Source organism: Pseudomonas sp. NFACC25 (assembly GCF_900100935.1).
Classification (GTDB): domain Bacteria; phylum Pseudomonadota; class Gammaproteobacteria; order Pseudomonadales; family Pseudomonadaceae; genus Aquipseudomonas; species Aquipseudomonas marginalis.
Map to the genome: position 1 here is coordinate 1 of NZ_FMUC01000026.1, position 11,260 is coordinate 11,260.

12 protein-coding genes are annotated in these 11,260 nt (G+C 61.5%); 10 read left to right on the forward strand and 2 right to left on the reverse strand.

What is annotated here, in order from left to right; translation table 11 throughout:
• From BLQ09_RS30670 to BLQ09_RS30680, 3 genes are all read left to right on the forward strand, one after another.
• Nucleotides 1-864, forward strand: an 864-nt coding sequence (locus BLQ09_RS30670) for an ATP-binding cassette domain-containing protein (RefSeq protein WP_139202150.1), incomplete at its 5' end; no start/stop codon positions are given.
• Between the two features lie 19 nt (nt 865-883).
• Nucleotides 884-1,849, forward strand: a complete 966-nt coding sequence (araH, locus tag BLQ09_RS30675) for an L-arabinose ABC transporter permease AraH (RefSeq protein ID WP_065924819.1) — start codon at nt 884-886, stop codon at nt 1,847-1,849.
• A gap of 87 nt (nt 1,850-1,936) precedes the next feature.
• The gene (locus BLQ09_RS30680; protein WP_027603627.1) at nt 1,937-2,740 is read left to right on the forward strand and encodes an IclR family transcriptional regulator; all 804 of its coding nucleotides are present in this window, start codon (nt 1,937-1,939) and stop codon (nt 2,738-2,740) included.
• Here the strand turns inward: BLQ09_RS30680 and BLQ09_RS30685 are convergent, their stop codons facing one another.
• Entirely contained in the window at nt 2,741-3,793 is a 1,053-nt protein-coding gene (locus tag BLQ09_RS30685) for an NAD(P)-dependent alcohol dehydrogenase (protein WP_092359806.1), read from the reverse strand.
• 182 nt (nt 3,794-3,975) lie between these two features.
• Here BLQ09_RS30685 and BLQ09_RS30690 point away from each other — a divergent pair, with 182 nt between their 5' ends.
• On the forward strand, nt 3,976-4,869 hold the full coding sequence (locus BLQ09_RS30690) for an AraC family transcriptional regulator (RefSeq protein ID WP_027603629.1): 894 nt from the start codon (nt 3,976-3,978) through the stop codon (nt 4,867-4,869).
• Between the two features lie 80 nt (nt 4,870-4,949).
• On the opposite strand, the gene BLQ09_RS30695 is transcribed toward BLQ09_RS30690, so the two are convergent.
• Nucleotides 4,950-6,614, reverse strand: coding sequence for an electron transfer flavoprotein-ubiquinone oxidoreductase (locus tag BLQ09_RS30695; RefSeq protein WP_027603630.1), 1,665 nt, complete (start codon nt 6,612-6,614; stop codon nt 4,950-4,952).
• Nucleotides 6,615-7,147: 533 nt separating this feature from the next.
• On the opposite strand from BLQ09_RS30695, the gene BLQ09_RS30700 reads away from it, so the two are divergent.
• The 6 genes from BLQ09_RS30700 to BLQ09_RS30725 all read left to right on the forward strand — a co-directional run.
• Nucleotides 7,148-7,897 (forward strand): electron transfer flavoprotein subunit beta/FixA family protein, encoded by a 750-nt coding sequence (locus BLQ09_RS30700; protein WP_065924817.1) that lies wholly within the window; start codon nt 7,148-7,150, stop codon nt 7,895-7,897.
• Between the two features lie 2 nt (nt 7,898-7,899).
• Nucleotides 7,900-8,829, forward strand: coding sequence for an electron transfer flavoprotein subunit alpha/FixB family protein (locus tag BLQ09_RS30705; protein WP_027603632.1), 930 nt, complete (start codon nt 7,900-7,902; stop codon nt 8,827-8,829).
• Between the two features lie 84 nt (nt 8,830-8,913).
• Nucleotides 8,914-9,729 (forward strand): substrate-binding periplasmic protein, encoded by an 816-nt coding sequence (locus BLQ09_RS30710; protein ID WP_027603633.1) that lies wholly within the window; start codon nt 8,914-8,916, stop codon nt 9,727-9,729.
• 9 nt (nt 9,730-9,738) lie between these two features.
• Entirely contained in the window at nt 9,739-10,101 is a 363-nt protein-coding gene (locus tag BLQ09_RS30715) for a DUF4398 domain-containing protein (protein ID WP_027603634.1), read from the forward strand.
• On the forward strand, nt 10,098-10,913 hold the full coding sequence (locus BLQ09_RS30720; protein WP_027603635.1) for an OmpA family protein: 816 nt from the start codon (nt 10,098-10,100) through the stop codon (nt 10,911-10,913). Before BLQ09_RS30715 ends, BLQ09_RS30720 begins: the two co-directional genes overlap by 4 nt.
• Nucleotides 10,914-11,036: 123 nt before the next feature.
• A partial coding sequence (locus tag BLQ09_RS30725) for a helix-turn-helix domain-containing protein (RefSeq protein ID WP_139202151.1) occupies nt 11,037-11,260 on the forward strand: 224 nt, incomplete at its 3' end.

Below are 11,260 nucleotides of genomic sequence, written 5' to 3' on the forward strand. Positions count from 1 at the left end.
GTGTTCAAGGACGGCCGCTACGTGCGCACCTTCGATGACATGAGCGCGCTGACCCACGACCAGTTGGTGACCTGCATGGTCGGTCGCGACATCCAGGACATCTACGACTACCGCCCGCGCGAGCACGGCGAGGTGGCGCTCAAGGTCGACGGTTTGTTGGGCCCGGGTTTGCGTGAGCCGATCAGTTTTGAGGTGCGCAAGGGCGAAATCCTTGGCCTGTTCGGGCTGGTGGGGGCAGGGCGCACGGAGCTGTTCCGTTTGCTCAGCGGTTTGGAGCGCGCCAGCGCCGGCAGCCTGGAGCTCTGCGGTGAAGCACTGACACTGCGCTCACCGCGTGATGCCATCGCCGCCGGTGTACTGCTGTGCCCGGAAGACCGCAAGAAGGAAGGCATCATTCCGCTGTCCAGCGTCGCCGAGAACATCAATATCAGCGCCCGTGGCGCCCACTCTTCGTTCGGCTGGTTGCTGCGCGATGGCTGGGAGAAGGGCAATGCCGACCAGCAGATCAGGGCGATGAAGGTTAAAACCCCGACCGCCGCGCAAAAGATCATGTACCTGTCCGGCGGCAACCAGCAGAAAGCCATTCTCGGCCGCTGGCTGTCGATGCCGATGAAGGTGCTGCTGCTGGACGAGCCGACCCGCGGCATCGACATCGGCGCCAAGTCGGAGATCTACCAGATCATTCATAACCTGGCCGCCAGCGGTATTGCGGTGATTGTGGTGTCCAGCGACCTGATGGAAGTGATGGGCATCTCCGATCGCATCCTGGTGATGAGCGAAGGCGCGCTGACCGGCGAGCTGAGCCGCGATCAAGCGGATGAAGCACGCCTGCTGCAATTGGCACTCCCGCGTTCGCGGGCTTGAAGAATAAGAGGGTGTAGGCATGTCTCAGGTAAAAACTGCAAAGGGCTTCTGGCCGGGTTTCAACCAGCGCAAGTTTCTCGATGACTGGGTGATGCTGCTGGCGGCATTGGGCATCTTTGTGCTCAGCGCGCTGTTTATCGACAACTTCCTCTCGCCGCTGAACATGCGTGGCCTGGGCCTGGCGATTTCCACCGTGGGCATTGCCGCCTGCACCATGCTGTTCTGCCTGGCGTCGGGGCACTTCGACCTGTCGGTGGGCTCGGTGATCGCCTGCGCCGGTGTGGTGGCGGGGATCGTGATTCGCGACACTGACAGCGTGGCGCTCGGTGTGTCCGCTGCATTGGCCATGGGCCTGGTGGTGGGGCTGATCAACGGCATTGTCATCGCCAAGCTGCGTATCAATGCGTTGATCGCGACGTTGGCGACCATGCAGATCGTGCGCGGCCTGGCCTATATCTTCTCCAACGGCAAGGCGGTGGGGGTGATGAACGAGGATTTCTTTGTGTTCGGCAACGGCCAACTGTTGGGCGTGCCGGTGCCGATCATCATCACCGTGCTGTGCTTTGTGTTTTTTGGCTGGCTGTTGAACTACACCACCTATGGGCGCAACACCATGGCGATCGGGGGGAACCAGGAAGCGGCGTTGCTCGCCGGGGTGAACGTTGATCGCACCAAGATCATCATCTTCGCCGTGCACGGCCTGATCGGCGCCTTGGCCGGGGTGATCCTCGCCTCGCGCATGACCTCGGGCCAGCCGATGATCGGCCAGGGGTTCGAGCTGACGGTGATTTCCGCCTGCGTGCTGGGCGGGGTGTCGTTGAGCGGCGGCATCGGCATGATCCGCCATGTGATTGCCGGGGTGCTGATCCTGGCGATCATCGAGAACGCGATGAACCTGAAGAATATCGACACCTTCTACCAGTACGTGATTCGTGGTTCGATCCTGTTGCTGGCGGTCATCATCGACCGCATGAAGCAGCGCTAGACCGAACACCTCCCACCTTTGGATCGCCACTGTATTGAGGGACGGTATTTGCCATAATGCCCCCGCTTTCATACCTATAGGCCCGATATGCAGGAAAACGCCCACACCCCCGTCAAAGACGCTGCCCCCACCGGCACCCAGACCCTGCTGCGTGGCCTGGGCGTCGTGCAGGCGGTGGCGGCCGGTGCGCGGGATCTGAAAGAGATCGCCAGGCGCATCGGCACCACCCGCAGCACCACCCACCGCCTGGCCAGTTGCCTGGTGGAAGAGCGTTACCTGCGCGTGGTGCCGCAAGTCGGCTACCTGTTGGGGCCGAAGTTGATCGAGCTGGGGTTTCAGGCCCGCGAAGAGCTGCCGCTGGTGACCCTGGCGGTGCCGTACCTGGATGAGCTGTCGGCATTGACCGGCGACACCATCCACCTGGCCATTCGCGAATACGACGATGTGCTTTACCTGCACAAGAACCCTGGCCGCAACGGTCCGGAAATGCGCTCGCGGGTCGGCCATCGCATGCCGTTGGCGCGCACGGGCGTGGGCAAGGCGATGCTGCTGGATGACTCGGTGCAAGAGTGGCAGCGCTTGTACGAGACCAGCCTGCCGGCGGGTGGGAAAAACCTGCAATGGCCGCAGCATCCAGAACAGTCCTGGGCGCAGTTCGAGCAGCGCATGCGTGAGTATGTGGTGGGCGGGTATGCGTTCGACCTGGAAGACAACGAACCGTCGATCCGTTGCGTAGCGGCACCGGTGCGCGATGCCAGCCGGCGAATCGTCGCCGGCATCAGCATCGCCAGTACCGTGCCCTACATGCCGCTGGAGAAAATGGCCGAGCTGATCCCTGTGATCAAACAGGTCGCAGCGCGGCTGTCGGCGGAGTTGGGTGCGAAGGCCTGATCAGACCTTCAAGGTTGCCATGTCGATGACAAAGCGGTACTTCACATCACCGGCGATCATGCGGGTATAGGCCTCATTGATCTGGCGGATGTCGAGCATTTCGATGTCGCAGGTGATGCCATGCTCGGCGCAGAAATCCAGGACTTCCTGGGTTTCGGCAATGCCACCGATCAGCGAACCGGCCAGCACTTTACGCCCCAATACCAGTTTGGCGGCGTTGACCGGTGGGGCCACGGGCTCGATCAGGCCAACCAGGATGTGCACGCCATCAAAGCGTAATACGTCGAGGTAGGGGTTCAGGTCGTGCTGCACCGGGATGGTGTCGAGCAGGAAGTCAAAGCTGCCGGCGGCGGCTTGCATCTGTTCGGCATCGGTGGACACGATCACATGGTCGGCACCCTGGCGGCGGCCTTCTTCAGCCTTGCTCGCCGAGCGGGTGAACAGTGTCACTTCCGCGCCCATGGCCTTGGCGAACTTGATGCCCATATGGCCCAGGCCACCCATGCCGAGAACCCCGACCTTGTCGCCAGCCTTGACGCCGTAGTGCTTGAGCGGCGAATAGGTGGTGATGCCCGCGCACAGGATCGGCGCGGCGCTGGCCAGGTCGAGCTTGGCCGGGATCTTCACCACGAAGTGCTCGCTGACCACGATGCTGTCGGAGTAACCGCCCATGGTGTTGCTGCCGTCGACGCGGTCCGGTGTGGCGTAGGTCATGGTCGGGCCTTCGAGGCAATATTGCTCCAGGTCCGATTTGCACGCTTCGCAGTGGCGGCACGAATCGACCATGCAGCCGACACCGACGAGGTCGCCGACTTTATGCGCGGTCACGCGGGCGCCGACGGCGGTGACCTTGCCGACGATCTCGTGGCCCGGCATCAGCGGGTACACGGCGATGCCCCATTCGTTGCGCGCCTGGTGGATGTCGGAATGGCACACGCCGCAGTAGAGAATCTCGATGGCCACGTCATCGGCGCGCGGGCTGCGGCGTTCAAACGACATGGGGGCGAGGGGAGTGGTGGCCGACTGAGCGGCGTAACCGATGGCGGTATACATGGCGAAAACCTCGCAAAAGCAGGGACAGATGAGGCGGGCCATTTTCCGCGTCACCCCCTGATGCGGCCATGGCGATTGCTCCGAGTCTCATGCCTATTCGTCCGGGAGTGCCCCCTGTTTGGATTCATCTGCGGCCAGACCTGCGATGATGCTCTCATCCCTTATTCGCGAAGTTTTTTGCCATGCTGTTGACCCGCCATGTTGATGCCAACGCCACGCTGGTTGCCCTGATCGAGGGGCTGACGTCCCGCGACGGTTTCTCCCCGACCCACCTGCCGGGTGTGCAAGTACTGCGCGCCAGTTGCGACGTGGCACGCGGTCCGCAGATCTACGAGCCGAGCCTGATGTTCGTCGCCCAAGGCAGCAAGGTCGCCTACCTGGGCCCGCGTACGCTGGAGTATGGCGCCGGGCACTACTTGATCCAGGCGATGCCGGTGCCGTTCGAGTGCGAGACATTCGCCATGGCGCCCGGTGCGCCGCTGCTGGGGGTGACCGTGGGCATCGACCGCGTGGTGCTGGGTGAGTTGGTGATGGCCATGGGCATGCAGGCCGGTCCGCCGCCGACCGCGCAAACCCTGGAGTCGATGAGTTCGGTGGTCCTGGATGACGCCATGCGCGGCTGCGTGGAGCGGCTGCTGCAGTGCCTGCACGATCCACTGGAAAGCCGGATCATGGGCCCGGCGCGGGTGCGGGAATTATTGTTCACCGCCTTGCGCGGCCCCCAGGCCGATGTGCTGCGCGCCTTGGTGGAACAGCAGGGGCAGTTTTCGCGGATCGCCACGTCGTTGAATCACCTGCATGCCCATTACGCCGAGCCGCTGAATATCGAGACGTTGGCGGGGTACGCGCATATGAGTGCGTCGACGTTTCACGAGCATTTCAAGCGTTGCACGCTGCTGTCGCCGGTGCAGTACTTGAAGCGTTTGCGCTTGCTCAAGGCTCAGCAGTTGCTGCTGGTGGAGGGCATGGGCGTGGCGCAGGCGGCGCATAGCGTGGGGTACCAGAGTACGTCGCAGTTCAGTCGCGAGTACAAGCGCTACTTCGAGCGCAACCCTGGCGAAGAGCGGGCTGCCTAGTCATTTCAGGCAAGCCCCCTCCCACAGTTGTCCGAGTTTGACTGCATAAAAAAGGCTCCCATTCGGGAGCCTCGCTTGGCTTACATATTCGGGTAAGTCGGCCCGCCCGCACCTTCCGGTGTGACCCACGTGATGTTCTGCGAAGGGTCCTTGATGTCACAGGTCTTGCAGTGCACGCAGTTCTGGGCGTTGATCTGGAAGCGCTTCTCGCCGTCTTCCTGGGTGATCACTTCATACACGCCCGCCGGGCAGTAACGCTGCGCCGGTTCATCGTAGAGCGGCAGGTTGGTGCCGATCGGGATGCTTGGGTCTTTCAACTTCAAGTGGCACGGCTGCTCTTCTTCGTGGTTGGTACCGGAGATGAACACCGAGCTCAACTTGTCGAAGCTCAACTTGCCGTCGGGTTTCGGGTAGTCGATCTTCTTGCTGTCCTTGGCCAGCTTCAGGCAGGCGTAGTCCGGCTTGGTGTCGTGCAGGGTGAACGGCATCTTGCCGCCGAGGATGTTCTGGTCGAACCAGTTGAAGCCGGCGCCGATGATCGGGCCGAACTTGTGCATCGCCGGGCCGAAGTTGCGGCTGGCGAACAGTTCTTCGTAGAGCCAGCTTGCCTTGAAGCTGTCGACATAGTTGGTCAGCTCATCGCCGCCTTCGGATTCGGCCAGCAGGCGTTCGGCCACGGCATCGGCAGCGAGCATGCCGGACTTCATCGCAGTGTGGCTGCCCTTGATCTTGGCCACGTTCATGGTGCCCAGGTCGCAGCCGATGAGCGCGCCGCCCTTGAAGACCATCTTCGGCAACGAGTTGATACCTCCCTTGGCCAGGGCGCGTGCGCCGTAGCTGATGCGCTTGCCGCCTTCCAGGTACTGGGCCAGCACCGGGTGGTGCTTGAGGCGCTGGAACTCATCGAAGGGCGACAGGAAGGTGTTGCTGTAGGACAGGTCGACGATCAGACCAACCACCACCTGGTTGTTTTCCAGGTGATAGAGGAACGAGCCACCGGTGTTCTCGTTGCTCATGATGTCCAGCGGCCAACCGGCGGTGTGCACCACCAGGCCTGGCTGGTGCTTGGCCGGGTCGATTTCCCAGATTTCCTTGAGGCCGATGCCGTAGTGCTGGGCGTCGGCGTCGCTGTCCAGGTTGAAACGCTGGATCAACTGCTTGCCGATATGCCCACGGCAGCCTTCGGCGAACAGCGTGTACTTGCCGCGCAGTTCCATGCCGGGGGTATAGACGCCTTCCTTTGGCTGGCCTTCACGGTCGACGCCCAGGTCGCCGGTGATGATCCCGCGCACCACGCCGTTTTCATCGAACAGTGCTTCCTGGGCGGCGAAGCCTGGGTAGACTTCCACGCCCAGGTTCTCGGCCTGCTGGGCCAGCCAGCGGCACAGGTTGCCCAGGGAGATGATGTAGTTGCCTTCGTTGTGCATGGTCTTGGGCACGAAGAAGTCAGGCACCTTGGTGGAGGTGTCGGCGCTGCGCAGCACATAGATGTCATCGCGCACCACGGGGGTGTTGAGCGGGGCGCCGAGTTCCTTCCAGTCCGGGAACAGTTCGTTCAGGGCGCGGGGCTCGAACACGGCACCGGAGAGGATGTGTGCGCCCACTTCGGAGCCTTTCTCGACCACGCAGACGCTGATTTCCTTACCGGCTTCGGCGGCCTTCTGCTTCAGTCGGCAGGCGGCAGACAGGCCCGCCGGGCCAGCGCCGACGATGACCACGTCGAATTCCATGTATTCGCGTTCCACAGGCTATCTCCTACTCAAGGCTCAACAGGCTTTTTTTCTAATGGGTGGAGGTTCGGTGTCGTGTCCGTCATCGCCGTGCGCAACGGCAGGGGATGACCCACCTGTCTCTCTAGGTGGCGCATTATATATAGACCACTGTCAGCGTCCAATACAAACGTTTGTTTGAATTGCCCGCAGGCTAGGTAAATCAAAGCAACGCGGCTTATGACTGGCCATTTTGCCGTATTGACCAGAATAGGCGTTCCGGTCAATATACGGTCGGTTTTGCACAGACCGTAGGCAGACTGTAGGTTTCAAGAGCACGTCCAAAAGCACGGCAAAGGCAAAACAGGTGACGCGCGTTTAATTGATGGCGCGCAGTTTACACGCCGCGATAAAGAATGACCTCCCAGTCACCACTGACGAACGGTCATCACTTCCCGTGAGCAAGGTCATTCGCCGCCGTTTTTGGAGGTGCCCTTGTGTGCCGATGAGCATCAACCGCCAGGTTCGCCTAGGCGACTTTCTTTTCACCGGAGAGTAACGAGGAATCCATGAAGGTTCTTGTAGCTGTCAAACGCGTTGTCGATTACAACGTGAAAGTTCGCGTCAAGGCGGACAATTCCGGCGTCGACCTTGCTAACGTCAAGATGTCGATGAACCCTTTCTGTGAAATCGCCGTGGAAGAAGCCGTACGCCTGAAAGAGAAAGGCGTGGCGACTGAAATCGTTGTGGTTTCCATCGGCCCGACCACTGCTCAAGAGCAGTTGCGTACCGCCCTGGCACTGGGTGCCGACCGCGCTATCCTGGTCGAGTCCGCTGAAGAGCTGACCTCCCTGGCCGTGGCCAAGTTGCTCAAGGCCGTTGTCGACAAGGAACAGCCTCAGCTGGTGATCCTCGGCAAACAGGCGATCGACAGCGACAACAACCAGACTGGCCAGATGCTGGCTGCACTGACCGGTTACGGCCAGGGCACCTTCGCTTCCAAAGTCGAAGTGAGCGGCGACAACGTTGCCGTGACCCGTGAAATCGACGGCGGCGCGCAGACGGTTTCCCTGAAACTGCCGGCCATCGTCACCACCGACCTGCGTTTGAACGAGCCGCGCTACGCGTCCCTGCCAAACATCATGAAAGCCAAGAAGAAGCCTCTCGAAGTGCTGACTCCGGATGCTTTGGGCGTTTCCACCGCCTCCACCAACAAGACCGTCAAAGTCGAAGCGCCGGCTGCACGCAGCGCGGGCATCAAGGTCAAGTCGGTGGCTGAACTGGTCGAGAAACTGAAAAACGAAGCGAAGGTAATCTAAAAATGACTATCTTGGTAATCGCTGAACACGACAACAAGGTGCTGGCCCCGGCCACCCTGAACACTGTTGCTGCTGCCGCTAAAATCGGTGGCGACATCCACGTACTGGTCGCCGGTCAAGGCGCTGGCGCAGTGGCTGAGGCTGCAGCCAAAGTGGCTGGCGTGAGCAAAGTACTGCTGGCCGACAATGCCGCTTACGCTCACCAACTGCCGGAAAACGTCGCCCCTCTGGTAGCAGAGCTGGGCGCTGGCTACAGCCACATCCTGGCTGCCGCCACTTCCAACGGCAAAAACATCCTGCCACGCGTTGCCGCGCAGCTGGACGTTGACCAGATCTCCGAGATCATCTCGGTAGAAAGCGCCGACACCTTCAAGCGCCCGATCTACGCCGGTAACGCGATTGCCACCGTGCAATCGACCGCTGCCGTCAAAGTCATCACCGTGCGTGCCACCGGTTTCGACCCGGTTGCCGCTGAAGGTGGCTCGGCTGCCGTTGAAGCTGTTTCCGCGGCCCACGACGCTGGCACCTCCAGCTTTGTCGGCGAAGAGCTGGCCAAGTCGGACCGTCCTGAGCTGACCGCTGCCAAGATCGTCGTTTCCGGCGGCCGCGGCATGCAGAACGGTGACAACTTCAAGCACCTGTACGCCCTGGCCGACAAGCTCGGCGCTGCGGTCGGCGCCTCCCGCGCGGCCGTCGACGCAGGCTTCGTACCCAACGACATGCAGGTCGGCCAGACCGGCAAGATCGTTGCGCCACAGCTGTACATCGCCGTCGGTATCTCCGGCGCGATCCAGCACTTGGCCGGCATGAAAGACTCCAAGGTGATCGTCGCGATCAACAAGGACGAAGAAGCACCGATCTTCCAGGTGGCCGATTACGGCCTGGTGGCGGACTTGTTCGAAGCCGTACCTGAGTTGGAGAAGCTGGTCTAATCCAGCCGCTTCACTTATAAAGAGCCCGGTCTAGTGACCGGGCTTTTTTTGGCCCGGGCTTTTTTGAACGCCGGAGAAACCGCCATGGAACTGCGCCCCTGGGCCGTACTGCTGGGACTTACGCTGCTGCCGAGCCTGACCCAGGCAGCCGGCAAATGTGATCGCCTGGTGATCACCGGCAGCCCGGACGCACCGCCGCTGCTGTGGCGCGATCCCCAAGACCCGACGCACCTGATCGGCGCCACCGCCGATGTCTTGCAACAGGTAGCCAAGGAGCTTGGGTTGAAAATCGACCTGCTCTACGGCGGCAAGCGTTCCCTGGCCCTGGACGAAGTGCGCAGCGGGCGCATGGACATCCTCGCCGATGCACCGCTGAACCTTGGCGAGCTGGAAACCCTCGACTACATCCACCCGGCGCTGGTACAGCTCGATTATCTGGTCTGGACCCGCAAGGATTCGGCGCTGGCCTATACCACGGCGGCCGACCTGCATGGCCACAAGGGTGCAGTGTCGGAGCGAGCACGCTTGAGCCGCGACTTTGAAACCTTCGCCGGCCAGCAACTGACCCTGCAACGCCTGCCCACGTTGACCCCGGCCTTCCAGAAACTGCTGCTGGGGGAAGTGGACTACGTGCTGGCCGGGCGTTACTCCGGCATGGCCATGGCCCAGACGTTAGGGATGAGCAATGACCTGGTCGCCCGCGACGTGCCCGTCGATCAGCCCGGCCTGTACCTGGCGATTTCCCACAACTCGGCCTGCAATGATCCGTGGCTGCGCGGACAGCTGGCCAAAAAGATGACAGAATTGCCCGGGTCTGGTGTGACGGAAGCCGCGCTGCAGCGCAATCTGGAGCGTTGGAAAGCGCAATTGCAACAACCCGTCGGCACCCCAACAAAGTAGGGATTTTCAGTGACTCTTCGACCTTTTTTCGCGGCCCTCGCCGTTGTCGCTCTGGCGGGATGTGCGGCCGATCCTGCGCCGAATGAACAAATTCGCCTCACCCAGCAAGCCCTGGAACAAGCCAACGCCGTGGGCGCCAGCGCCGATGAATCACCCGAACTGAAACTGGCCGAGGACAAATTCGCCCAGGCCAAGGCCGACATGGCCGAGCAATCCTACAAGGACGCGCGCATGCAGGCCGAACAGGCCGAGCTGGACGCGCGCCTGGCCGAAGCCCAGGTACTGACCCGCAAGAGCCAGGAACAACTGAACGTGCTCAACACCCGCATCACGCGCCTGCGCAAGCAATTGCAGCTGGGAGAAGCCCAATGAACCCGATGATCCGTGGTCTGGGCTGTGCGGTGCTGCTGGGCAGTGCGGCACTGGGCGGTTGTGCCAGCCACCCCAATGGCGAACAGGCCTTGCAACAGGCGGGCAGCGACTTCCAGAAGGTCAAGGAAGACGCCAACGTGCTGCGTATCGCACCCAAGGACGTGATCCGCGCCGGCGAATCCCTGGCGCGGGCCGACCGTTTGTCCAGCTACTGGGGCAGCGGTGCCGACGTGGTGCATTACGCCTACCTGAGCCAGCGCTACAGTGCCATCGCCCGCGAACACACCGAGCAGACACTTAACGAAGAGCGTGCCGCCAAGCTCGAACTGGAACGCCAGCGCCTGCAATTGGCCCTGCGCGAAAGCAAGCTGATCAGCGTGCAGCAGCAGGGTAAATGGCTCGAAGAACAGATCGCCAGCCTGACCACCACCCAGACCGATCGCGGCCTGGTGATGACCCTGGGCGACGTGCTGTTCGATACCGGCGAAGCGGAGTTGAAAAATTCGGCCAACCGCACGGTGTTGAAAATCGTGCAGTTCCTGCAACTGAACCCCAAGCGTGTGGTGCGCATCGAGGGGTACGCCGACAATACCGGTGGTCAGCAGGAAAACCTCAAACTGTCCCGTGATCGTGCGCAGTCGGTGGCCGATGTGCTGGTGGACCTGGGGATCGATGAGAAGCGCATCCAGGTTGAAGGCTACGGCGACCAGTACCCGGTGGAAGCCAACGCCTCCGAGCGTGGCCGCGCGCAGAACCGTCGCGTGGAAATAGTGTTCTCCGACGAGAAGGGCCAGTTGGGCGCCGCTCGCTGAAGTCTTGCGCAAATCAAAAGGGTGGGAGGGGGCTTGCCCCGGTACAAACCGGGGACATCGTTTACATTTCTAACCGGGGACATGGTTTACAGGCTAATACGCATGATCAGGAGGTAACTGATCATGCCCTGGAACCAAGAGTCCCCCATGAATCAAAGAATCAAGCTGGTAGCTGATTGGCTTTCTGGCAACTTCACTAAAAGTCAGTTGGCACGCCGCTTTGACGTTAGCCGACCTACCGTCGATAAGTGGGTTGCCCGGCACGACGGCGACTTGAGGTCTTTATCCGAACTGTCCCGGCGACCTCACAACAGCCCAAATAAAACCGACGACGAGATTTTGGCCCG